Annotated in this window: 20 protein-coding genes; 11 read left to right on the forward strand and 9 right to left on the reverse strand. The window is 45.5% G+C overall.

From position 1 onward, the window contains the following. The first annotated feature begins 170 nt into the window (after window positions 1-170). Complete coding sequence (gene rdgC, locus BM099_RS07610; RefSeq protein ID WP_090726376.1) at window positions 171-1,079, forward strand: recombination-associated protein RdgC; 909 nt, start codon at window positions 171-173, stop codon at window positions 1,077-1,079. A gap of 114 nt (window positions 1,080-1,193) precedes the next feature. On the opposite strand, the gene BM099_RS07615 is transcribed toward rdgC, so the two are convergent. Then, the gene (locus tag BM099_RS07615) at window positions 1,194-1,841 is read right to left on the reverse strand and encodes a rhodanese-like domain-containing protein (RefSeq protein ID WP_090726378.1); all 648 of its coding nucleotides are present in this window, start codon (window positions 1,839-1,841) and stop codon (window positions 1,194-1,196) included. Between the two features lie 216 nt (window positions 1,842-2,057). Between BM099_RS07615 and queE the strand changes: the two genes are divergently transcribed. After that, a complete protein-coding gene (gene queE, locus BM099_RS07620; protein ID WP_090726380.1) occupies window positions 2,058-2,699 on the forward strand; it encodes a 7-carboxy-7-deazaguanine synthase in 642 nt (213 codons plus the stop codon). Here the strand turns inward: queE and BM099_RS07625 are convergent. Further along, window positions 2,696-3,580: a bile acid:sodium symporter family protein gene (locus tag BM099_RS07625; RefSeq protein ID WP_090726383.1), complete on the reverse strand. Its 885-nt coding sequence runs from the start codon at window positions 3,578-3,580 to the stop codon at window positions 2,696-2,698. The genes queE and BM099_RS07625 overlap by 4 nt on opposite strands. Before the next feature lie 425 nt (window positions 3,581-4,005). On the opposite strand from BM099_RS07625, the gene BM099_RS07630 reads away from it, so the two are divergent. After that, window positions 4,006-5,151 (forward strand): cation diffusion facilitator family transporter, encoded by a 1,146-nt coding sequence (locus BM099_RS07630; RefSeq protein WP_090726385.1) that lies wholly within the window; start codon window positions 4,006-4,008, stop codon window positions 5,149-5,151. Here the strand turns inward: BM099_RS07630 and BM099_RS07635 are convergent. Next, on the reverse strand, window positions 5,125-6,777 hold the full coding sequence (locus tag BM099_RS07635; RefSeq protein ID WP_177201112.1) for a SulP family inorganic anion transporter: 1,653 nt from the start codon (window positions 6,775-6,777) through the stop codon (window positions 5,125-5,127). The genes BM099_RS07630 and BM099_RS07635 overlap by 27 nt on opposite strands. Window positions 6,778-7,110: 333 nt before the next feature. Here BM099_RS07635 and BM099_RS07640 point away from each other — a divergent pair, with 333 nt between their 5' ends. Next, window positions 7,111-8,127 (forward strand): GGDEF domain-containing protein, encoded by a 1,017-nt coding sequence (locus BM099_RS07640; protein WP_090726811.1) that lies wholly within the window; start codon window positions 7,111-7,113, stop codon window positions 8,125-8,127. Between the two features lie 78 nt (window positions 8,128-8,205). Here BM099_RS07640 and BM099_RS07645 read toward each other — a convergent pair whose 3' ends face one another. Genes BM099_RS07645 through BM099_RS07655 form a run of 3 tightly spaced genes read right to left on the reverse strand, consistent with a single transcriptional unit; the run spans window position 8,206 to window position 11,258 of the window. After that, entirely contained in the window at window positions 8,206-9,333 is a 1,128-nt protein-coding gene (locus tag BM099_RS07645; RefSeq protein WP_090726389.1) for an ATP-NAD kinase family protein, read from the reverse strand. Then, a complete protein-coding gene (locus BM099_RS07650) occupies window positions 9,326-10,024 on the reverse strand; it encodes a flagellar brake protein (RefSeq protein ID WP_090726390.1) in 699 nt (232 codons plus the stop codon). Before BM099_RS07650 ends, BM099_RS07645 begins: the two co-directional genes overlap by 8 nt. Before the next feature lie 28 nt (window positions 10,025-10,052). Next, a complete protein-coding gene (locus BM099_RS07655) occupies window positions 10,053-11,258 on the reverse strand; it encodes a 4-phosphoerythronate dehydrogenase (RefSeq protein ID WP_232349062.1) in 1,206 nt (401 codons plus the stop codon). An 80-nt stretch (window positions 11,259-11,338) separates the two neighbouring features. Here BM099_RS07655 and BM099_RS07660 point away from each other — a divergent pair, with 80 nt between their 5' ends. Then, the gene (locus tag BM099_RS07660) at window positions 11,339-11,590 is read left to right on the forward strand and encodes a hypothetical protein (protein ID WP_090726393.1); all 252 of its coding nucleotides are present in this window, start codon (window positions 11,339-11,341) and stop codon (window positions 11,588-11,590) included. A gap of 123 nt (window positions 11,591-11,713) precedes the next feature. Continuing rightward, the gene (trpB, locus tag BM099_RS07665) at window positions 11,714-12,916 is read left to right on the forward strand and encodes a tryptophan synthase subunit beta (protein WP_090726395.1); all 1,203 of its coding nucleotides are present in this window, start codon (window positions 11,714-11,716) and stop codon (window positions 12,914-12,916) included. A gap of 129 nt (window positions 12,917-13,045) precedes the next feature. Here trpB and BM099_RS20410 read toward each other — a convergent pair whose 3' ends face one another. From BM099_RS20410 to BM099_RS07675, 3 genes are all read right to left on the reverse strand, one after another. Next, window positions 13,046-13,213, reverse strand: a complete 168-nt coding sequence (locus BM099_RS20410) for a hypothetical protein (RefSeq protein ID WP_177201113.1) — start codon at window positions 13,211-13,213, stop codon at window positions 13,046-13,048. A gap of 10 nt (window positions 13,214-13,223) precedes the next feature. Next, window positions 13,224-14,561: an ammonium transporter gene (locus BM099_RS07670; protein ID WP_177201114.1), complete on the reverse strand. Its 1,338-nt coding sequence runs from the start codon at window positions 14,559-14,561 to the stop codon at window positions 13,224-13,226. A 224-nt stretch (window positions 14,562-14,785) separates the two neighbouring features. Continuing rightward, complete coding sequence (locus BM099_RS07675) at window positions 14,786-17,092, reverse strand: DUF1989 domain-containing protein (RefSeq protein ID WP_090726398.1); 2,307 nt, start codon at window positions 17,090-17,092, stop codon at window positions 14,786-14,788. A gap of 391 nt (window positions 17,093-17,483) precedes the next feature. Between BM099_RS07675 and BM099_RS07680 the strand changes: the two genes are divergently transcribed. The 5 genes from BM099_RS07680 (at window position 17,484) to pckA (ending at window position 23,690) form a co-directional block, all read left to right on the forward strand. Beyond that, window positions 17,484-18,653, forward strand: a complete 1,170-nt coding sequence (locus tag BM099_RS07680) for a sensor histidine kinase (protein ID WP_143083746.1) — start codon at window positions 17,484-17,486, stop codon at window positions 18,651-18,653. Further along, the gene (locus BM099_RS07685; RefSeq protein ID WP_090726402.1) at window positions 18,650-19,342 is read left to right on the forward strand and encodes a response regulator; all 693 of its coding nucleotides are present in this window, start codon (window positions 18,650-18,652) and stop codon (window positions 19,340-19,342) included. The genes BM099_RS07680 and BM099_RS07685 overlap by 4 nt, the downstream gene beginning before the upstream one ends. 2 nt (window positions 19,343-19,344) lie before the next feature. Beyond that, window positions 19,345-20,151, forward strand: a complete 807-nt coding sequence (locus BM099_RS07690) for a PAS domain-containing protein (RefSeq protein ID WP_090726405.1) — start codon at window positions 19,345-19,347, stop codon at window positions 20,149-20,151. Between the two features lie 112 nt (window positions 20,152-20,263). Next, window positions 20,264-21,628, forward strand: a complete 1,365-nt coding sequence (locus BM099_RS07695; RefSeq protein ID WP_090726407.1) for an NAD(P)-binding domain-containing protein — start codon at window positions 20,264-20,266, stop codon at window positions 21,626-21,628. Window positions 21,629-22,091: 463 nt separating this feature from the next. Continuing rightward, window positions 22,092-23,690, forward strand: coding sequence for a phosphoenolpyruvate carboxykinase (ATP) (gene pckA / locus BM099_RS07700; protein ID WP_090726408.1), 1,599 nt, complete (start codon window positions 22,092-22,094; stop codon window positions 23,688-23,690). The last annotated feature ends 33 nt before the right edge of the window (window positions 23,691-23,723 follow it).

Here is a 23,723-nt window from a genome sequence, read left to right on the forward strand (position 1 = left end):
CCTGCTGATCAAAATGTAAGCTCGTCAGTGCATCATTCATGATCTCTTCTCTAAAGAAGGTGCTATTCATTTTCTCTTTTAATCATAGGTTAACTTTTATTTGTACTGTCACTCTGATGGATTTCACACTAAGCTAGCTACGATTTTAATTTTCTAATAGTGGAAGCGTTATGTGGTTCAAAAATTTCATCTTTTATCGGTTTACTGAGCAACGAGACTACACCCAGGAACAACTGGAAACAGCCTTCTCTGAACATCTGTTTGAACCGTGCCGCAGTCAGGAACTGAGCCGCTACGGCTGGGTTGCTCCTCACCCAGCATTGGATCAGCAAACAGTGTTCTCCTCTTCTGGTGCTTTTTTAATCACCGCACAAAAAGAAGAAAAGATAATACCCGCCAACGTTATTAAGAAAAACCTGAATGATAAGGTCGCTCAGATTGAGCACGAACAGGGGCGCAAGGTCTATCGCAAAGAACAACTGCAAATGAAGGATGAGATTATTCTTGATCTGCTTCCTCGCGCTTTCAGTCGCTTTCAACAAACCAGTGCACTGATTTTACCGCGTGCGGGTTTTATTGTTATCGACAGCTCCAGTCATAAAAGTGCAGAAGAGCTACTCAACCTGCTCCGTAACAGCCTGACTACACTACCCGTCGCGCTACCTGAAACGGTGCAATCCCCCGGTGTCGTTATGTCTGAATGGTTACAGCAGACCAGCGCTTTTCCAGCCTTTACCTGCCTGGATGAGTGTGAATTAAAAGATCAGACAGAAGAAGCCGGCGTTATCCGCATTAAAGGGCATGATCTGCATAGCAGCGAAGTGATAGCTCACCTGGAAACCGGTAAGAAAGTCACAAAACTGGCTTTGCAGTGGGATGAAACACTTAGCTTCATCCTACAGGATGATTTGTCGGTTAAGCGTGTAAAACCAACGGATGAGCTGACACAAACGCTAAATGAAGAATCTTCAGAAGACCCATTGGTAAGATTGGACAGTGATATGGCCCGTCTGGCTCTGGAATGCCAGCGCCTTTATCCGCAACTACTGGAAGCTTTTGGCGGTCAGATACAGCGCTGATTCCAAGCGTTAATTTTTAACTGGCATAGATAAAAAAAGAGGGCTTTTTCAATAAAATGCCCTCTTTTTCGTTACTTTAATTAGATAGCTTTGTTAAATAGGTTCGTTAACTAACTACTCTACGGTAGCCGCGTCGCCTACTACGGTTAGCCCTAAACTCGTCCAGGCTTGCATACCGCCACGGTAATATTTGATCTTATCTTCAGGATACCCCACTTCCAGCATTGCTCTGACCATTGCCGGTGTCTGACCACACCAGTATCCATTACAGAACATAGCCAATGTCTTTGCACCACTGAAATCATAAACGCCATCAGACTGCTTGATCACGCCGAAATCATCCAGTGCCCAGTCTCTGTCCTCCGGAACATCCATCATAGTGTAGGGGTAACTTACAGCGCCGGGGATAGTCAGTCGCTCATGCCAACCAATCGTACGAGTATCAACAATCATAATATTTTTATCGTTCTGTGCTTGCATCATATACAGCACAAATTCACGTTCACCAATCGTCTCTACATCGTATGGCTCAAACGGGTGCATCGGTTGTGGCATACCACGATATGTTGTAGCGTATAGTTCCGTAATACGATTTTCCGGATCCTGATTGCGCTTAACTTCCATAGGCTCGCCGTCATGCATCACTTCGAAAGAGAACAGATCCGGCGCAATCATTACTCTGGGCTTCTCATCTGCCGTGACGATAGCAGAAGTCATCAATAATCCTGCAAACACTACCGATGAAATTGTTTTAATAAACATAGTTAACCTGCTTTTTTATTATAAGAATTTATTAATTTAGAATTAGTTAATTTATACACCAGTCAAGTTTGATCTTCCAGAAACAATTGATACGACTTAGGGCGAACAAAATCGCATATAATTGCTTGATAAGATTTCTGGCGTCTGTAGACTCTGGCCATTGCAAAATATTGCTCTTCGTTATGTAAAGTGTATCAATATAAATAGTGTGAAAATATGTACAGTGTAAAAGAGATGTTCTACACATTGCAGGGGGAAGGCGCCCATGCGGGACGGCCAGCTGTCTTTTGTCGTTTTACCGGCTGCAATTTATGGTCTGGACGCGAGCAAGACAGAGCCAGTGCCATCTGTAATTTTTGCGACACTGATTTTATAGGTACAGACGGTCAAAATGGCGGGAAGTTTGCTACGGCTGAATCTCTTGCCAACAAAATCAAAAGTTTCTGGGCAACGCCTGAAGGCACTCCTTATGTTGTCTTTACCGGCGGCGAACCTGCCCTGCAACTCGACAAGGCTTTAGTCATGGCAATGCATGCCGTAGGTTTTGAAATAGCAATAGAAACCAACGGAACCAAACCTCTACCGCGCAATATAGACTGGATTTGTGTTAGCCCAAAATCCACAACAGAGGTCATCATACAAAAAGGCAACGAGCTAAAGCTGGTGTATCCACAAACAGATGCCATGCCTGAAAAATTCAATGCTCTGCAGTTTGACCACTTTTACTTACAACCCATGGATGATCTCATAGATAAACCCGGGCAAACAAACAACACCCAAGATACCATCGCCTACTGCTTGCGCCACCCACAATGGAAACTGAGCCTACAGACGCATAAAATTATCGGCATTGATTAGCTTTCTAATACGACTGCAGCCTGCCTCCAGGACCAATGCCGGTAGGCAATTAATACTAATGCCGGAATCTGCATAAGAACGCCGTACAATAACACCACACCCGACATCTCAGGGTTATGCAATACAGCGCCGGTAATAACCAACGCCAGCCCGGCATTTTGTATACCTGTTTCAATCGCTACCGTCATACACTGCTGTGATGAGAAACTGCAACGCTTAGCAACCCAAGCTCCAGCCAGCATGGCGGTTATCGACAGTAACATGACAGCGGGCCCAACCTGCATCAGCATAGGCGATAACTTATCTTTATTGGCAACAACAATCCCTGTAACAACCACTAGCATAAACAGCAATGAGCTCCATTTAATCAACGGCTGCAACTTGCTGGCAATGCGAGGCATCTTTTTATGCATCCACATACCGAGCAAAACAGGCACGAGTGCGATCGCCAACAATTTCAGCATGGTTTGCACAACAGGAAACGGCATAGGTGACACAGCAGAAAGCCAGTGAGTAAGCGCCCAATAAGAAAGCAGAGGTAATGTAAAAGGAGTCAGAACACTGGCGACCACCGTTAAACTGACCGATAAAGCCGTGTCTGCTTTACACAGGTAGCTAATCATATTGGAGGTTGCCCCACCTGGCGCAAACGTCAGAATCATCAAACCGACGGCATACACGGGTGGTAAGTTCATTAAAGTCACTACCGCATATCCCACTATGGGCAAGCCAACTAATTGCATCAAACTTCCCACAACGACTGCACGAGGTTGTGCCTTTAATACTAAGAAGTCATTCACAGATAATGACAGGCCAATTCCCAACATAATCAGAAACAGTGCAAGCGGTAAAATAATCTGTATATACCCCGTACTTTCCATTAGGAAATCCCTTTTATCGCACACAGAAAAAGCAGTCTAGATTTTTCTGTTACGTCAAACAACCATTTAAAATCTATACCCAATCCTACGCCATATATGGGCTAGAGCAAGGTACACACACATCTTGTGGATAACCCTGTGGATTCCGTAAGAAAAACGTCTTACAGAGCCCATTTAACAAGACTCTACTCATATTGGTTACTTTTTAACCAGCTGTATTTCTGTATATTTTTCAATTAGTTATATAATCATTTCGGGAAAAAATCATTGTTGATCAATATTCACTCTAAAGAAAAAGCAGAAGTTGATATTTTTTTATGTCAAGCCAAGATTGATGAAAAAAATAACTTTTTTCAGGCCTTTTAACTGGCTCGATTCCTTACATCAGGTTACTATGCCGCTGGTTTAAATGATCGGCTTATAACATGTCTATTTCCCCAAACAGAAACAAAGAAGCCCAAAAGGTCACTATCATCGGGGCTATCCTCGATACGCTACTGGGTTTTGCTAAAATCATTATTGGTACAGCAGCAAACTCTAATGCGCTGATTGCTGACGGAATACACTCTTTTTCCGACCTTCTTACCGACTTTATGGTTGTTATCATCTTTCACTTCTCGCACGATGAGCCTGATGATGAACACCCATGGGGACATGCTCGCTTTGAAACCATCGGGACCGTATTTTTAGGTTGTGTACTTATCGCCGTGGCGGGCGCGATGGCGTTTGAAAGCATTCGTGAATTCTGGACCTCTTCTACTATCCCAACGCCGGGATGGCCAGCCTTACTGGTTGCCCTGCTTTCCATACTCAGCAAAGAGTGGATCTTCCGTTACACTCTTGCTGCAGGAAAAAGACTTAAGTCTGACCTGTTGATCGCCAATGCCTGGCACAGCAGAACTGACGCTTTTTCTTCGATTGTTGTGCTGTTCGGTATTCTTGGCGCGATGGCTGGCTATCCGTGGTTAGACATATTAGCCGCGGTTATAGTCGCCGCCTTCGTAGGAAAAATAGGCTGGGATCTGACATGGAACAGCATAAAAGAGTTAGTCGATACTGCATTACCGGAAGAACGTGTTAAAGAACTACAGGAAGTAGTAGAAGAAGTTAACGGTATTATTAATGTGCATCACTTTAAAAGCCGGAATATGGGCAGCAAAAGTCTACTTGAGATGCATATTCAGGTAGCGCCATACTGCAGCGCATCAGAAGGACACTGGATAGGTGATGCCGCTGTCATTAAATTACTGCAGCGCTTCGATGACATTGGCCATGTTATTTTCCACATTGATACATATGATGATGCTGAAGAAAGCTATTGTCGGGTGCTGCCTTTAAGAGAAGAGATAGAAGAAGCGATCGCAGAACACTTGCATCGGTATGCGCCTGATATCAAAGATTACCATGTCACCTTGCATTACCTGCATGACCTGATTGAGATCGAGCTTAAATTTGATCCCAAGAATATAGAGTCTCTGGGAGAGTATTCGGCATCTGCATTAAGTGAGCAGATGAATGAATCAATGCAGTCTCTGCCCTGGTTTTCAAAGCTCACTATCTGGTGTCGATAACAGTTTAGCGGCTGCATCAAGTGCAGCCGTCCTATCTGGGAAATGATAGTTATCAGGTATTAACGTCGCGACCCGCATTCGCTGTAAGATTCTCTCCACCTCAGGCTTGGCACCTACAATCATTACATTCTGTGCGGCCAAATGTGAATCAATAATAACCTCCTCCAATGCCATCGCCGTAGACACATCGATATGCGGCACATTACTAAAGTCCAGCAGTAAGGTCTCATGGCTGGTACAGGCCATCAACTTGTTAGAAATCCCTTTCGCCGCTGCGTAGCTGAGAGGACCATTCAACTGATAGAGTAGAATTCGGCCTGCTGCCGACATGAGTATTTCGCTTTCATGCTCACTTAAAAAGTAATGATCTTTTTTGTCATCCTGTACGATGCGTACAGAATCGAGCTGTGTTTCTGTCAAACGCCGAACTGTGTATATATTAGCGAGAAAAACCCCCACGGCCACCGCCGTAATCAAATCAACGAACACCGTTAACAGCCATACAGAAACCATCAGGAACATGACAAACAATGGCGCATTATGAACCCGTTTTAAAAAACGCCAATCGATAATATCGATACCCACTTTCATCAGAATCCCGGCAAGCACTGCCAGAGGGATATGTGCCGCGAACGAGCCCGCTCCCAATACAATAATCAGTAAAATAATAGCATGCACCATACCTGAGATAGGCGTTTGACCACCCGCCCGTATATTCACTACCGTTCGCATAGTAGCCCCCGCCCCTGGAAGCCCACCAAAAAAACCAGCGACCATATTACCGATCCCCTGACCGATCAGCTCGCGATCCGACTTGTGCTGCTTTTTTGTCATATTATCAGCAACGATAGAGGTCAATAACGAATCAATTGAGCCCAGTGTGGCGAGCATCAGGGATGAAATGACCATTTCTTTCATCAGCCCGATATCGAACTCAGGCCAATGCACGGACGGGAAACCGCTAGGTATCTCGCCAATCACATCCACACCGGCCAATGTAAAAGAAAGAAAAGTACCCAGCAGCATCGCTAAAAGCGCAGGAGGAAAGTATCTGGCAACCGATTTCGGGCAGAAAAAAACAATGACCAAGGTAATGACACCTAACATCAATGCCTTTGGATTAGTTGATTGAATCATATCAGGCAAGTGCTCAATCACAGCTAATACAGTAGGGACACTGGCCGCGCCCAGTAACGGGGCCAATTGCAGCAAGATAATGATGGTTCCTATTCCCGTCATAAAGCCGGATATAACAGGAAAAGGCATCAGGGTGATGAACTGCCCCAAACGGAAAACACCAAATAGAATCTGGAATGCGCCACCGAGCATAACGACCGTAAAAGCCATCGCCGGCCCACTGACGGGATCCAATGCGACAAAATGGGTGAAAATTCCCGCCATTACGACGGTCATAGGCCCGGTTGGCCCTGATACCTGCGAGGGAGTACCACCAAACAAAGCGGCAAATAAACCGACGAAAATAGCGCCATACATGCCCGCAACCGGCCCCGCACCTGAAGAGACACCAAAGGCTAAGGCGAGAGGCAAAGCAACAATAGCCGCTGTTATACCACCGAAAAGATCTCCTTTCAGATTGTTGAAATGTAATCCGTGTGCCCATTGCATATGTGCAATTCCATACAAGAATGGAAACAAAAATTTGTACGGATTATGTCCCATCGTCAAGTATCTTTTAGTAGAGATTCAAGCTCTTACACTGTTCGAACAAAATAACCACGACTCTACTTTCAAACACTTAAAATGAACTATACTCATATCAATATAAAGTTTACTGACTTTTTGCCGAAAAATTTATTCGGTAATAACAACAAAGGCAGCTTAACCAATCGTTTTTATTTCGGCCAAAGCCCGCTATATTAGCGAGCTTTTTAAAATGAATTGCCCGAGAGCATGCTGACGGGCTGGTGCCAGAAAAATTATGTTGAGCAAAGGGAAAGTATGAAATTTTCTGACAATACTACACAATCGGCCGAGTATTTACGCCAAGCTATACCGCTGATGGTTAAGTATAATATTCCACCCAATCCGCTTAATTATGCACTCTGGTATACCTATGTATCTAAAAAAGTACCCAGCCTGAACTATAAAATTGATCAGACATTAGATACTTACGGTACTTGCCCCTCACTGCTGGGTGAACAGTTATTTCGCGAACATGTTATCAGTGATGACCTCACAGACTCTGAAGATACAAAAAAGCAATTATTAGCCTTAACCAATACACTCACCGAGCAAGTTGACCACGCAGCTGAGCACACTTCATATTATGGTTCCGTACTTGAGGACAGCCTTGTCGAATTAAATAATTCCGAAGGTAGCCCTCAACTCTCCAACATCATTAGCCGATTAGCTGAAAATACCGCCTCTATCACTGAATCCACCCACCTTTTTCAACAACAGATCATGGAAGCCCAGGCTGAAATAATCGCACTGAAAGAAGAACTAAAAAGAACCCGGTTAGATGCACGCATGGATCCTTTAACAGGCCTTTTCAATCGACGTGTATTTGATACTGAACTGGAACAGGTGACCGGCTCCAACAATCATGCGAAAGCAACTCTCATCATGATCGATATTGATCATTTCAAAGATTTTAATGATGAATATGGTCATTTAATGGGTGATAAAGTGCTGCAGTATTTCGGTAAACTTCTTAAAGCTGAATGTCAGGAACCCATTCTTCCGGTACGCTTTGGGGGAGAAGAGTTTGCCATCTTATTGATCGGAAAAGAGAAAGAAGAAGCCGCCGTGCTGGCCGAAAACTTACGTAAAAAAATACAAGCGATTCGCATTAAACAGAAAAAATCCGGCAAAGTAATCAGTTCAATTACTGCCTCTTTTGGTATTAGTCAGTGGGTTCAGGCTGAAACGGCGGAACAGATGATTGAGAGAGCGGATCAAGCGCTTTACTTAGCAAAAGAAAGTGGCCGAAATCAGGTTCAAACGGCGGCCTGACAGCCTGACAGGAAAGCAACATCAGAACAGGCCCCGCCGTCAGCCAAGCGTGTTCTGATGAAGAAAATCACGTCTTAATTAAATTTCTGCTATCCGGTACAACACTGAATCATGATATCCGGTAATGACGGCTATCACTCCCGCTAACGACTTATCTACCTCTGGATCGCCTGAATCGACAATCAACGGACGTCCTTGCAAGGCTTCTAATTTTGTTTTTGTCGCAATGACGATGATATTTTCTTTGCCGATCTGCTTAATCAGCTCAGGACTTAATTGCTGATTTCCGCGCCCCAGAATGTGCCCCTGCCCGCCAATAATGGTAATCACCAGTTTGGTCTTGCGCCCTAATGTTTCTTCCAACAGCTGTTGCGCTGTGCAATCACTGCTGATAAGCATGTGATCTTCAATCAAGTCGACACCTAAAAGCGTGTTTTGCAGCCCGAGCTCATCCATAACGGCGTTAACCGTGGATCCCGACCCCATAATATAGCGCGTTAGCGGCTCCATTCGTTCAATCAGATCAGCGGCAATATCAGCTAACACCAGCTCTTCTACCTCTTTACCTCCACTCTTCACATTCTGCAGATAGCGATGCTCTTGCGGAACCAGTAACTCACCATAATACTTAGCACGCACACGCCCTTGCCGAAATGCCTCCTCATCGATATCACGCACTTCTTGCTCACCGAGCGTCACCAGCTCGCCGCGAATCAGCATGGCGACTATTTCGCCGGCCGCCTTAGGCGTGACCGCATAAACACCTGAATGAATTTTAACGCCGGCGGGAATACCTAAAACGGGAAACTGTTCCGGCAGCGCATGGCAAATATTGCGCGCGGTACCATCGCCTCCGGCAAACAAGATCAGATCGACACCTGCGCTATAAAGCGCCTGAGCCGCGCGTTCGGTGTCTTCGGCGGTGGTTTTTCCGCTGGCTATCTCACCCAGCACGGTTGGTTTAAAACCCGCAAAACACGCTGCATCTTCGCCCATTTCAGCCGGGTAGGTGACAATATCGACGGCCAAATCCTTAAGAACTGATAAGGCGGCCAGTGTGCGTAATTGAGCTTTTGGTTCTGCGCCTAAGGCCAGAGCTTTAGACGCTGTGTCGGCACCATCACTTCCCTTTAATGCCACACTGCCGCCCAAACCCGCCAACGGATTGATAAGTAATCCCAGCTTAAAATTACGTGGTTTATTCATCTTCAAGATAGCCCAGTTCTGACAAATACTGCTGATAAACAAAAGCGGTGATTAATAATTGAGTCTCCTCTTCCAACGACTCAAACTCCAAGCCATGCAGCATAACACCGGGCTCAACATTCTCAATAGTACGCAATACCGCCGGCAACAAAATCACCTGATCCATCGCGTTAACCTGAAAGCGTAACGTCAGAAAATATTTATCGCCCACCTGGCCGAGTGCGGATGAGGCATCCACAGAAATACCGCTTAAGCTAATATCCTGAGTATGCAGGATCCTCGGCATCCCCAACTTGGCGGCTTGTACTTCATCCTGATGATCGATTGACACCGCAAGGTTGACAGGGATACGCGGATGCGTCCTGACGCGGTGGTATTCTACCGTCTCAGGATAAGCTAAATGCCAATGAGGGTAAGGGGATGGATTCGCCTTAAGCAGCCGGCTGACAAATGCACAACGCCGATTTCCAGCCATTAACGTTGCCGTTAACCGCGCACCTTCAAGATTCAGCGTATTCACGCTACCTTTGGGTGCAGACAGAATGACACTGCCATTTTCTTTAAAGCCTAATAATTTAAGTGTGAAACGTTTTCTGGGTACCTGAAACTGAACAGACACCGTCTCACCTACCGCCGGCATCAGCGCCTTGAGTGACTTCTCATTTTGCCGGGCACTTAACTTTTTAATCATTAAAACCTCATTACATTTGCACGTCAGCTTACGCTAATTCGACTGTAAATCCGAGATTTTTCAACATATTAGCCTTATCAGTATCACTAATTCCTGACACCGTCATCGATGCAAATTCACGCCTGACCGGGTAGTTTTTTCTTAGCAAATCAAATTGTTGAGGCTGGTCATGACAACTCAGTGTTTTTCGTAGCGCCCTGTCATCCCGAAAAGGGTCATAAACCAGATTCATCAGATCATGAATGGCGACATCATTCGTCACCGCGACGCGATGAATCAATGCTTGCGGAAGGTAATCAGCCAACGGCTTCGGCTGAGCCAGACCGAAAACCTCTGCAAAGCGGCAACGCAACATATGTGTTCCGCGTAATTTACCGTCATAACTATAACCCGCAATATGTGGCGTAGCGATCAGGGTTCTTTCGACTAAGGCCGGCTCTAATCGCGGTTCATTCTCCCATACATCAAGCACCACAGTCAGATCATCGCGCTGCTGAAGACACGCCAGCAGTGCCTGGTTATCTATCACCGGACCACGCCCTGCATTGATCAGCACAGCCCCCGGTTTCAGAGCCATCAACTCTTCTTCTCTAACAAGATGTTGTGTTGGCCATAAACCCTCTTTAACCAACGGCGTGTGCATACAAATAATGTCTGACTGCTGCAATACCGTCTGAAGATCAACGAAACTTTTTTTACCAGACTGCTCTTTAGACTGCTCTTTAGGCTCCCCTGCGCATGGTGCTTCTGAGTGTTGACGCGGAGGATCGTTAATTAACAACTTCACACCCAGCAAACGAAGACGTTCGTAAAGACGCCCGCCGACATTGCCTACACCAATAATGCCGACGGTTAGATCCTTCAATACAGCTTTTCTGTCATGCAGGATGTTATGGATCACCGTCAGTACATACTCAACCACTGCATCAGCATTGCAGCCAGGCGCGTTGAAGAAAGGTATGCCTCTGTCGAGCAGATAGGCCTGATCAACATGATCCGTACCAATCGTCGCAGTCCCGACCATTTTTATTCGTCGTGCATTGTTTAACAGCGCCTGATTCACTTGGGTAATCGAACGCACCAACAGCACATCGGCATCTTCCAGCTGAGCAGCGCTCATCTCCCGACCGGCTACCCGCTGTATCTGGATATGGCTGGCTGATCCCGCCCCAAACATAGACTCCAGTGCAGGAATATTCTCATCTGCGACTATTTTTAGAGGGTTCTTTAACAAGTTATGCTCCCACGCTTTACAAATGCCGAATATTAAGGCTCAATTCGCGCGTTTATAATACATTGAATGGTACTCCATCGTTGATCGTACACTGGCGTAAACATAAAAAATATACGGTGATACGACTCTACCAGGACCTGGTAGGCGACTGGGTCGTTTCACAATGTCGCGGCTGCCTGCAAACCACCCATCGACAAGAATATAGCCAAACCATCCTGGCCTCCTATGCTGAAGCCCGCAGCTTAGTCCTTCTGCTGAACAAACAGCATCGCCAGCAAGGCTATAAAACCTCTGGGGTTACCGAAACCCAGTTAGACTTTCAATTCGATTAAAATTCGACATTCACCTCCCTTTTTACAGGGATTATTGACGCATGACGTAGATTCGCGGCCCACTCTCTTTTATAGTCTTCGCATATGATACAAAAATCCGGAATTTTTTAAGAGAGATGTAATATGAGCAGTTTTGATTTTGGCCCGATGCCTGATAAAGAAGGCTTTTTTGGACAATATGGCGGCCAGATAATTCCTCCTGAACTAAAAGTCATTATGGACGAGATCAACACGGCGTATGAAGAGATTCGTCAGAAGCCTGATTTCCAACAAGAACTACAGATGCTACTGACCGATTTTGTTGGCCGTCCCAGCCCTGTGTATTTTGCACGCCGCCTTTCAGACAAGATTGGCGGCGCCCGAATTTTTCTTAAAAGAGAAGACCTCAACCATACCGGTGCACATAAAATAAATCACTGCTTAGGTGAAGCGCTGCTGGCTAAATTTATGGGTAAAACCAAAGTCATCGCGGAAACCGGTGCAGGTCAGCACGGTGTAGCGTTAGCAACCGCCTGCGCGCTGGTAGGCATACCTTGTGAAATTCATATGGGTCAGGTTGATATCGAGAAAGAACACCCCAATGTCACCAAGATGAAAATTCTGGGATGTACGCTGATACCTGTGACACGCGGAACCGCCACATTAAAAGATGCGGTTGACAGCGCTTTCGAAGAATATCTCAAAGATCCGGTTAACTATATCTATGCTATCGGTTCAGTTGTAGGTCCACACCCCTTCCCTAAAATGGTACGTGACTTTCAAAGCGTAATTGGCCGTGAAGCACGCCAGCAGTTTATGGATAAAGAAGGAAAACTACCCGATTACATCACCGCCTGTGTCGGCGGAGGTTCAAATGCCATGGGGCTGTTTACCGAGTTCCTCAATGATGAAAGCGTCACTATCGTCGGAGTAGAACCTTCCGGAAAAGGCCTGGATACACCCGACCATTCGGCAACGATGGCCAAAGGCACACCGGGTGCGATTCACGGTTTCAAATGCTACGTGCTGCAAGACAGTAACGGAGAACCCTTGCCCGTTCATTCCATCGCATCCGGCCTTGATTACCCTGGTGTTGGCCCACAACACTGCCACCTGAAAGACCTGAACCGTGTTCAATATGAGGTCGCCAGCGATGAAGAATGCCTCGACGCCTTTATGACGTTATCGCGTGTTGAAGGGATTATTCCCGCGCTGGAAAGCGCTCATGCTGTCGCCTGGGCTATGCGCAAAGCGGCGACGCTAACGCCTGATAAAACCATTCTGGTTAATCTATCAGGACGCGGTGATAAGGATGCTGATTACGTTGCGAATAAGTTAGGCTTGTAATCTCAGAACAGAAAATCGCCTCTATCCATATCTGATACCTGTCTGTGAATGTTCCTGTAAATGTTCCTGTGAATGGTCACTGAAAACACAAAAGGCAGTCGAAACTGCCTTTTGTAAACCCAGACCTGATTACCTGTAATCGATATAGGTTTCGTTTTCATGAATAATAGTGGCTATCACTGCACCAACGGTAACAACAACAGACAGCCCCAGGATAATTGCCATCGCTGTTGGGTTATCCGCAAATGTAAAATAAGCTTCTGCCCCTTCCCACGATGTAATTGGACTTGCGTTCATATTATTCTCCTTATGCGGTTACTGTAGAAGTTCTAATGGGAGTTTCAGTAGCAGGAACTGATTCCGGATATGCCTCCAGCGGCACTTCAACAAGATCAAGACCGGCAATTTCAGCTTTAGGAGGAACCCGTAGGAAACCCACTTTAGCCATCACATAAGACAAACCAAATCCAGGCACAAAACCTAACAGAGCCATAACACCAGCGCTCATTAATTGGCCGCTGAATGAAATATCGGGAGCACCCGCAACCACATTCGGGAAGCCACTGAAGATACCCAGAGCGATAAGGCCGATCATGCCACTCACACCATGGACAGCGAATGCGCCCACAGCATCATCAATTTTGAATTTATCCGTGATAATTTTATCAGCCAGAGGCGCGACAACACCGCCGGTAATACCCAGCAAGAAAGCCAATGGTGGATAATATATGTCAAGGCCCGGCGCTGCAGAAACGATTCCCGCCAATCCACCAGACATCATCCAGAAAGGCTGACGAGTGATAAAGTAAGCACCGATAATGCCACCAGAAAAGGCCATCAAGGTGTTAAAGCTCACGGCAGATAAAGTCACCGGTGTACCAAAAATAGTCGTCCACTGAGCACCGCCAGCATAAATGATACAGCCCCCGAGGAAGCCAAAGAAACCTACAATAATAAGCATCAGACCGATAATGGTCATCGGCATACTATGGCCTTTGATCAGAATAGGTGTGCCATCAGGCGCGAATCGACCAATACGTGCACCCAGATTAATGGTGACCCCCAGAGCAAAGAACCCGGCAATCATATGTACACAACCCGCCGCACCGAAGTCATGGAAGCCCCATTCCTTCGTCAGCCAACCATCTGGATGCCAGCCCCACGATGCGCCGAGAATCCAGACACCTGATCCGAGCACAATCGCAAGAATCAGAAATGAACTCATACGGATACGCTCAATAACGGCACCCGAGAAAATAGAGGCGGTGGTGGCAGCAAACAGGACAAATGCCCCCCAGAAGATGCCGGTCGCATTATCAGTTAAATTCGGCCCCATGGAGGTAGACCAGGGCAAACCCGCCACCGCTGCTTCAAAATCAGGCGTGAACCCATTGTACATTGCCAAATAGATCCACCAGCCAAAAAAGAAAAAGGTGGGCACGATAAAGGCAAACGCCAGAATATTTTTAACGCCGGATGCCAGTGCATTTTTTAAACGAGATGCTCCCATCTCATACGCAAGGAAGCCTGCATGAATAATGACCATCAGGCCGGTACACCACCAATAAAACACCTCCATATTGATGGTACCCGTCATCTCAATCAGAGTTTGTAACTCTGCAAGTGTTGGGGCAGTTTGTTCCATAATAGAACCCTCTCAGTTATTAAATTAAAATTTTAAGAAAATACAAAAAACCACTTAATATTTACCTTTAGTAATTTTTATTTCCTATAAGGAAAGCACATCTTGTACCAAAAAAAATAATCTCTTTAATATCAATTGATTACGTTTTGCTAAAAATAACCAGATAAAAAATATGCACTACAGTTGCTCATTGTTCAGAGCGCAGTGTTCATTTACCCCGCACATTAGCCACGTACTCTTATGCGTTCAGGGTCATAAAAAGGAAGCGAGGTGACTGCTGCACCCAATCGTTTTTTATAACCATCCAGTTGGCCTACTTCTAAACGGGTGCCCGGTGCTGCAAAGTCCGGCGCAACCCGACACATCGCAATCGTTTTTTTCATAACAGGGGATACTGTCGCACTGGTAACGACACCCACCGGAAAACGCCCGTTAAACACCTGATCTCCGTGTGCTACAGGTTCATCGCTATCCATAAAAAGCCCGACTAGCTTATGGCGACTTTCCATTGACTGCCTTGCCATTGCCGCACGCCCCATGAAATCTTCTTCTTTGCTTTTCATCGGCACTGTAAAACCGATACCCGCTTCATACGGATTGGTCTCAGGACAAAACTCATGTTCGGCAAAAATAAGTCCTGCTTCGATACGTAACATATCCAACGCGTCAAACCCCAGTGGGGCGATCTCGTAGGGTTGTCCGGCTTCCCATATCGCATCCCATACCATTTCTGCTGTATCAGGATGACACCAGACCTCAAAACCCAGCTCTCCGGTATAGCCTGTGCGCGAGATCATTACAGGGACTCCATCCGGGCCGCCGATACGCCCAATGGTGAAATGAAACCAACGTAATTTTTCCACCTCAGGATGCCATTCAGGTGTCCATATAATGGAAGCGAGTAGTGCCCGGCTGTCTGGCCCCTGCACAGCAAGGTTATGTAACTGATCGCTGGAGTCCCTGACGCTTACCCGATAGTTATGTTTCACGGCCAGGTCACGTAACCATATGCCCGTGTAAGGATCACCGCAGACCCAGCGAAATGCCTGTTCACTCATACGAAACAGAGTGCCGTCGTCAATCATGCCGCCGGTTTCATGGCAAATGGCCGAATAAACAATCTCTCCGACAGACACGCGGCGAACATTTCGTGTAATGGCGAATTGCATGAAAGCTTCAGCATCCGGACCCACCACTTCAAACTTTCGCAAAGGCGTCAGATCCAACATCGCAACACGCTCCCGGCATGCCAGATATTCTGCTCGCGGCCCCCAACCTTCGTATTGAGTGGCTACCCAATAGCCGCGATACTCGGAAAAACGCTGAGTTAATGCAGAAGTACGGCTATGAAATCCTGTTTGTTTTGTCATACGGGAAACCTCCTCAGGTGTGGTGCGATAAGCAATTGAGCGTGGGAACATCTCTTCAGAGGAATAAATGCGAATATGGATATCTGTTGGATTCCATCCATTAGCTGAATCAATATCATCCGGGCAAGCAGACGATACGCAAATCAGATCCCGAGAGGCCCGCAACAGGACATAATCACCCGCCTGAGACCAGGGTTCATCTGCCGCAATAGCGCCACATTCTTCACTGGATGTATTAAAAAAGAAGTTAATCGCAGGCCAACTCCGGCGGGGTGAAACATTATATTTCTGCAATGCCAGATTAAAATTTTCTGTGCAGCTGATATGACCGAAATAGCCATTATCTTCATAATACTTAACATTGCAGGCCAGCAGAAAGCTGTCGTGACAACCTACCGTATCCTGATACACCTCGAGCATAGTTCTCAGGTTTTGATCACTAAAGCGTGAATGTAATCCCGGTTGCGGTAAGCTGTGACCCATTATTGTCCGCGTTGCCGCTGCATCCAGAGTCACCTCCTGCCCGTTGTCCAGTCCGGCTTTATCAAAGGCAATAAAGTCTGAGCACTGCTTACCCTGTACATCAATAATCTGAATCCACTCACCGGCTTTTACTTCATACGTTGTTGCCGTGCTATGCGCAATACGAATATCTTTAACAGGAACAGCAAGGGCTTCAGGTACATCCTCCCAGGCTTTTTTTACACAGAAATGCTCGACACTTAACTCACTGGCCAGTGAGTGCTGTTCAACCCCCATATTCTCACCAGCCGCCACCAAAATGAGCACCATTGGTTGCTTCACCGTCATCGCGGGCAAATCCAATGGAGTGAAATAAACCACTTCCTGTAAGGCATGATCGGGTACTTTCCAATGCTCCAATAACGTTTCTAATCGCTTCCCTGCGACACTGCATTCAGCTATCTGCGCTTTAATAGACACAGATGCTACGGGTACTCCCTCCTCTAATAGTTCAGGAGCACTATTACCCGCCTCATTCAGAACAATAACTTCACACCCCTGTTCACCATCAACAGATTTCACGACCAACTGCTCGCCTGGCTGAAGCTCAAGACGCAACGCACCTTGTCCTGCTATACGATATTGTCTGAGGATAAGATCGTCTTCACCTGCCTTGTTCGCATATCTAACTGTCTTCATGCTCTGTTACCCGATTACTGTTTCTGATTTAAGTACTGCTCAATCAACAGCCATTTTTCGATACAAAAAATAAAACAGCCCGTTTAATTAACATCAATAAGCTTCGAATATTTGGCCTTTTCAAAGTGCACCTCACACATAAAAGCCCATCTTTGGTGCATCAATAGCCGCTGCAATCAGAAAAATAATGCAACCACCAAATATTCCTGATGGTTAATAATATTTACTCGTAGTACTTTTTCAGACAATACACCGATATAGGTATTCCAAAGGAGGTAAAGGTATAAAAACAATATAAGTGGCATACAAAATGCTTTGTTAAGGAGATAAGGGTTGAGAAGCATAAGTGCTAATCAAGCCAGTGAATCAGTCGTAAAAGAAGGAGAGTCCAGTGATAGACAAGTTGAGGTTATGGGGAGGGTTTCTTCCACTACTTTTTTCAAGTAGGCGTAATCATCACGTCTCTTATAAGCCGCCCTCTTCAGATTACTCAGAGATGGCGCTCGACATCGCCATGAGCCCTGATCTTGGCCAAACGCTGCCGGTATTGATCAATTCAATACAAAATGACTTTAAGCGCGCACTTGGTTGTGACCTTTTTTTGCTTTTGCCTGGCACCAGCAATAATGAATTAACGGTTTACCATGCCACATCCGTATCCCCCTTACCGGGCCAGACTAACCAGCTCCGTTATCATTGCAAAGCAAATACTGGTTTTGGGAACAACCCATCAGGTTTGAAGATAACGGCATTTGAAGGCACTATTCATGCTGAACAAATTGCCTTAAGTACGGGCAATCAGCCGGGCTGGCTGATGCTGACATTTCCAAACTCACTGCCCGGCGCTGAGTTTATTCAGCGAAATACCTCTCCCTTAAATAAGTCCCTTAGCCGTGGGCTCATTGCCTGGCAGCAGCAACAGACCCGCATCGAAAAAGCGATTAGCTCAGAGAGACAGGCGCATGCGGCAGAGCTTCACGACTCGATGGCGCAAGTACTTGGGTATATGCGTATGAGAACGGCTAAATTAGCAACCCTTTGCGAAGAGCGCCGTTATGAACCACTCAAGGGATTAGCAGATGATCTCTCTACTCAAGCACATAGCGCCTACCGCCAAACCCGTGAGTTAATCGTTAATTCGCGTCTGTCGATGCAGGGCTGCACCCTTAAAGAAGCTATTTATAAATCCGTACAAGAGTTCGAAGAGCGCTCAGGGATTGTCTTTGAAGTGGATAACCGCACGCTGAACGCGACCCATATCACGTCACCTGATGACTTACAGATTCTATATATCGTTCGGGAAGCACTGAGTAACATCGTTCGCCATTCTCGTGCCAGCCATGCCAGAGTTATTCTGTTACCAGATAAAAATCGATGCTTACTGATTAAAATCCAGGATAACGGAACCGGAATCGCAATCAAACAAGGCCGTCATGATAGTTTTGGCCTGAAAATAATGCAGGAAAGAGCGGATCGTATTAAAGCCCGATTAGCAATATTACCCAGACTGGGAAACGGCACATCAGTCGAGCTTACAGTCCCCTGGAGAGAGTTGAAATGAGCAAGAGCGGTTTACCACGTGTAGTCATTGTCGATGATCACCCACTATTCAGACGGGGGGTTGTAGAGCTATTAAATGAGAGCGATTGTTTTGACGTACTGGCTGACTTTGATACTGCGCAAGCACTGATAGATAACATGCCCGGGTTGCAACCATCACTCGCGCTGATTGATCTTCACATGCCTGACATATCCGGACTTGAACTGCTAAAGACGCTAAAATCAATCGACCAACACTTACCCGTAGTGATTCTTACTGCCTCAGATGACAGCGAAGATCTGCTGGAAGCATTATCCGCTGGTGCTGATGGCTACCTTCGAAAAGATACCCATCCCGATGAAATCATCGACCGACTCCATCAGGTGCAATCGGGACAAGTCGCGATTAATGACTCAGGCGTTACCTTATTAGCCCAACACCTTCGCAACCCCATCGCCAGGCCAGAAAAAGATGAAGCCGATCACAATGACACATTTAATGAGCTCACCGAACGCGAACAACAAACGCTGGAACTGATATCCAAAGGTATGAGCAACAAACTGATCGCCCGGGAACTGGGCATCAGTGATGGCACCGTCAAAGTCTATGTGAAAAATGTTCTGAGAAAACTCAACCTGCACTCTCGTCTTGAACTGGCCGCATGGGCGCACACACAGCATAAGGACAACACTTCGCTGGAGAATGAATAGACATGTTCTTCAAATACTTAAAGATGCTGCGTAACCCAGTAACCAAACCATTTAATTATCTTGAGTTTTTAGATACCCTCAATGATGTAGTGCTACTCATCAATAAAACACAGCAGATAGAATACGTAAATCAATGCTGGAAACAGATCAGCGGCTGCTCAAAACAGCAGACTCAAGGCCGCTATCTGGCGGATTTCATCCACCCTGAAGACAAAACGCTGTGGCAACAGACCATCAGAAAAATAGACCAGCAAAACACCAGCCAGCATATATGGATACGTTTCATTGGCAAAGATAACGAAATACGCTGGTGTGAAATGCGCATTCAATCCATGCACCCTAACCAGTTATTCCCCTTATCAGCCACCCTGTGTGACATTACTCCGCTGGTTCGCAAAGACCAGTTAAAAAATGCCAGCTACAGAAGCCTGTCAGGGTTGGTAAACCGCATACCTGCGATGATTTACCGCTCACGAAACGATAAAAACTGGACGATGGAATATGTCAGTGATGGCTGCCTGGAGCTGAGTGGCTACAGCGCAGAACAACTACTGAACCAGTCACAACTCTCCTTCGGATCGCTGATTCACCCTGAAGATGCGAGTGATGTATGGGCTGAAGTTCAAATAGCCTTAGAAAACATGACTGACTTCGAGCTGACCTATCGCCTCTTCCATGAATCCGGAGATTGTCAGTACGTGCTCGACAAAGGCAAAGGTATTTATTCGGATACCGGCTCAATATTAGGCGTAGAAGGCGTCATTATCGCCGTTCAACCTTTCACCGAGCGTCCACAACTACCCCACTAACCCTTTTGGCTTACCCTTTCCTGGGAATTTATCGAAGCAGCATTGCCCCTTACTGTAGATCAACAGCATTTAATTTTTTCACTGTTTACATCTTCAGTTTAAGGAGAGTCTTATGACACAACGAGTAGCTATCATTGGTGCAGGTCCTAGCGGCCTGGCACAATTACGCGCTTTTCAGTCTGCACAATCTAAAGGCGATGATATACCTGAACTTGTCTGTTTTGAAAAGCAGGATGACTGGGGAGGACTCTGGAACTACACTTGGCGTACCGGGTTAGATGAGCACGGTGAACCCGTGCACGGCAGCATGTACCGCTACTTATGGTCAAACGGCCCCAAAGAATGTCTGGAGTTTGCTGACTACAGTTTTGATGAACACTTTGGAAAACCCATTGCATCTTACCCACCCCGTGAAGTGCTATGGGATTACATCAAAGGACGTGTAGAAAAAGCAGGCGTACGAGATTACATTCGTTTCAGCACACCCGTACGTAATGTCAGTTACGATGACACGACTAAAAAGTTTACCGTAACAGTACACGATCACATTAACGACAGGATTTACAGCGAAGAGTTTGATTACGTCATTACCGCCTCCGGCCACTTCTCCACACCCAGAGTGCCTACGTTTGAAGGCTTCAGCACCTTTGGAGGGCGTATATTACATGCCCATGATTTTCGTGATGCACTGGAATTCAAAGACAAAGATATATTACTGGTGGGCAGCAGTTACTCAGCAGAAGATATCGGGTCACAGTGTTATAAATACGGCGCTCGTAGCCTGACCAGTTGCTACCGGACCGCCCCAATGGGCTTTAAATGGCCAGAGAACTGGGAAGAGAAACCACTACTGCAAAGAGTTGATAGCAACACCGCCTATTTCGCCGACGGCAGCAGCAAAAAAATCGACGCTATTATTCTCTGTACCGGTTATCTTCACCATTTCCCGTTCCTGCCTGAATCACTTTGTCTGAAAACCGATAACCGCTTATGGCCGCTGGACCTTTATAAAGGCGTTGTATGGGAAGACAACCCACAAATGTTTTATCTGGGTATGCAGGATCAGTGGTACACCTTTAACATGTTTGATGCACAGGCATGGTATGTCCGTGACATCATAATGGGTAAAATCAAACTGCCGGCCAGTAAAGAAACGATGACCCAAAATACGCTTGAGTGGCGCGAAAAAGAACTCAAACTTAAAACAGCGGAAGAGATGTTTACCTTCCAGGGTGATTACATTCTGGAACTGATAGAAGCCACCGATTACCCTACGTTTGATATCGAAGGCGTACGAAAGACATTCCTCGAATGGAAACATCATAAAAAAGAAAACATCATGACCTTCCGTGATTACTCTTATCGCTCCTTAATGACTGGCACCATGTCCCCTCCTCACCATACACCGTGGATTGACGCTTTAGACGACTCCCTTGACGCATATCTTGCCGATGAACCCATTCAAAAAGCAGGTTAAAAACAACTAAGGCATCAGCCCCAACACAGAGTTGGGGCCTTTACATGCAGAACCGACAAGCCACTAACCCACAGAAAGTCTTTAAACACTTCGTCATCCGGCTGTAACAGCGATCATATAATTTTTATGTTGAAAATAATAATTCAGACTAAAAAGCAGCCAGCCATTTTGAATTGCACAAAGAAAACTGATCACTACGAATAATATTAAACCTGTTATTTTTTTAAATACTATTATTTTATTAAATAAAACAATGGCTTAAATTCTATCTTATTAGTGGTCGAAGCAATGCCTGAAAAAAATCTGATTTATTTTAAATAAAAATCAAAATGAAAACTAAAGTACATGTTAATTAAATTAACATTGACTGATACCTATATTATAACTGTATAATCTTTTATGTTAATTTAAAATCATGTTTTAAATGTGCTAAATCTCTTTGGAATAATGATAAAGGGGAAGTATGAAAACTATCGACTTAGAACTTTATGGGATCATGAATACAAGTGAAGTTATTCATAACCCCTCCTATGATTTTCTATATGAAGAAGAAACAAAGGCTGATTTAAGCGGCTTTGAAAAGGGATATATTACGCAATTAGGTGCCGTCTCCGTCGACACCGGTACTTTTACGGGAAGGTCTCCAAAAGACAAATACATCGTTAAAGATAAATTAACGACTGATACCGTCTGGTGGTCAGATCAAGGCAAAAATGATAATAAACCTATTTCTAAAAAGGTGTGGAAAGAACTCAAAGAAGTCGCCGCTAAGCAATTATCAGAAAAGCGCCTATTTGTTGTTGACTGCTTTTGTGGAGCAAACATAAACAGCCGGTTGAAAGTTCGTTTTATTACAGAAGTTGCGTGGCAAGCTCATTTCGTAAAAAATATGTTTATTCGACCCAGTGAGGCCGAGCTCATAGGCTTTAATCCTGATTTTGTCGTTTTAAATGCCTCAAAAGGGGTAAATGAGCACTGGAAAGAGCAAGGCCTGAATTCTGAGAACGTCGTTGCATTTAATGTATCCGAAGGTATGCAGATTATTGCTGGTACCTGGTACGGCGGGGAGATGAAAAAAGGCCTGTTCTCTGCCATGAATTACTTATTACCCATCAAGGGAATAGCGTCTATGCACTGCTCGGCTAATGCGGGGGCAGAAGGCGATGTCGCTATATTCTTCGGTTTATCCGGCACCGGAAAAACCACATTATCGACAGACCCCAAAAGATCCCTAATTGGAGATGATGAACATGGATGGGATGACGAGGGCATTTTTAATTTAGAAGGGGGTTGTTACGCTAAAGTAATTGGTTTGGATAAAGACAAAGAACCTGATATTTATGCCGCCATACGAAAAGATGCGTTGCTAGAAAATGTCGTCATCAATGAAGAAGGCGTCATTGATTTCAGTAGTCGCGAGAAAACAGAAAATACACGCGTTTCATATCCTATTTATCATATTGATAACATAGTAAAACCTATATCAAAAGCAGGACATGCGACGAAGGTTATTTTCCTCACAGCGGATGCTTATGGCGTCTTGCCTCCAGTATCGAAGTTAACCCTTGAGCAAGCGATGTATTACTTTTTATCTGGCTACACATCAAAAGTAGCCGGAACAGAGCTGGGTATCCTCGAGCCTGAGCCTACCTTTTCAGCGTGTTTTGGTGCGGCGTTTCTACCATTACACCCTACAAAATATTCTCACGTTCTTGCAGAAAGAATGAAAGCATCAGGTGCAACCGCCTACTTAGTTAATACCGGATGGAATTTAAAAGGAGAGCGTATATCATTAAAAAATACGCGCGCCATTATTGATTCCATTCTAAATAATGAAATAGATACCGCTCCTTGCGAGACTATTCGCCATTTTAACCTATCGGTTCCAACAGAAATAACGGGGGTTCCTGGTCATATTTTGCTCCCACAAAACTCAGCACCCTGTTTTGATAAGTGGGACTCCAGAGCCCGTATTTTAGCTAATCAGTTTATTGATAACTTCAGTCGGTTCTCGGGTACCCGGGAAGGCAGTCTGTTAGCTCAGGCAGGTCCTGTCATATAAGACGTTTGCAGTTGGCTTTTGTCGTGCTTGCCC

The organism is Neptunomonas qingdaonensis (genome assembly GCF_900113275.1).
In the GTDB taxonomy this organism is placed as follows: domain Bacteria; phylum Pseudomonadota; class Gammaproteobacteria; order Pseudomonadales; family Balneatricaceae; genus Neptunomonas; species Neptunomonas qingdaonensis.

What these genes read in the sequence shown, in the direction of transcription:
- rdgC (WP_090726376.1), top strand. Translation starts at nt 171, where the DNA reads ATGTGGTTCAAAAATTTCATCTTTTATCGGTTTACTGAGCAACGAGAC.
- BM099_RS07615 (WP_090726378.1), bottom strand. Translation starts at nt 1,841, where the DNA reads ATGTTTATTAAAACAATTTCATCGGTAGTGTTTGCAGGATTATTGATG.
- queE (WP_090726380.1), top strand. Translation starts at nt 2,058, where the DNA reads ATGTACAGTGTAAAAGAGATGTTCTACACATTGCAGGGGGAAGGCGCC.
- BM099_RS07625 (WP_090726383.1), bottom strand. Translation starts at nt 3,580, where the DNA reads ATGGAAAGTACGGGGTATATACAGATTATTTTACCGCTTGCACTGTTT.
- BM099_RS07630 (WP_090726385.1), top strand. Translation starts at nt 4,006, where the DNA reads ATGTCTATTTCCCCAAACAGAAACAAAGAAGCCCAAAAGGTCACTATC.
- BM099_RS07635 (WP_177201112.1), bottom strand. Translation starts at nt 6,777, where the DNA reads ATGCAATGGGCACACGGATTACATTTCAACAATCTGAAAGGAGATCTT.
- BM099_RS07640 (WP_090726811.1), top strand. Translation starts at nt 7,111, where the DNA reads ATGAAATTTTCTGACAATACTACACAATCGGCCGAGTATTTACGCCAA.
- BM099_RS07645 (WP_090726389.1), bottom strand. Translation starts at nt 9,333, where the DNA reads ATGAATAAACCACGTAATTTTAAGCTGGGATTACTTATCAATCCGTTG.
- BM099_RS07650 (WP_090726390.1), bottom strand. Translation starts at nt 10,024, where the DNA reads ATGATTAAAAAGTTAAGTGCCCGGCAAAATGAGAAGTCACTCAAGGCG.
- trpB (WP_090726395.1), top strand. Translation starts at nt 11,714, where the DNA reads ATGAGCAGTTTTGATTTTGGCCCGATGCCTGATAAAGAAGGCTTTTTT.
- BM099_RS20410 (WP_177201113.1), bottom strand. Translation starts at nt 13,213, where the DNA reads ATGAACGCAAGTCCAATTACATCGTGGGAAGGGGCAGAAGCTTATTTT.
- BM099_RS07670 (WP_177201114.1), bottom strand. Translation starts at nt 14,561, where the DNA reads ATGGAACAAACTGCCCCAACACTTGCAGAGTTACAAACTCTGATTGAG.
- BM099_RS07675 (WP_090726398.1), bottom strand. Translation starts at nt 17,092, where the DNA reads ATGAAGACAGTTAGATATGCGAACAAGGCAGGTGAAGACGATCTTATC.
- BM099_RS07685 (WP_090726402.1), top strand. Translation starts at nt 18,650, where the DNA reads ATGAGCAAGAGCGGTTTACCACGTGTAGTCATTGTCGATGATCACCCA.
- BM099_RS07690 (WP_090726405.1), top strand. Translation starts at nt 19,345, where the DNA reads ATGTTCTTCAAATACTTAAAGATGCTGCGTAACCCAGTAACCAAACCA.
- BM099_RS07695 (WP_090726407.1), top strand. Translation starts at nt 20,264, where the DNA reads ATGACACAACGAGTAGCTATCATTGGTGCAGGTCCTAGCGGCCTGGCA.
- pckA (WP_090726408.1), top strand. Translation starts at nt 22,092, where the DNA reads ATGAAAACTATCGACTTAGAACTTTATGGGATCATGAATACAAGTGAA.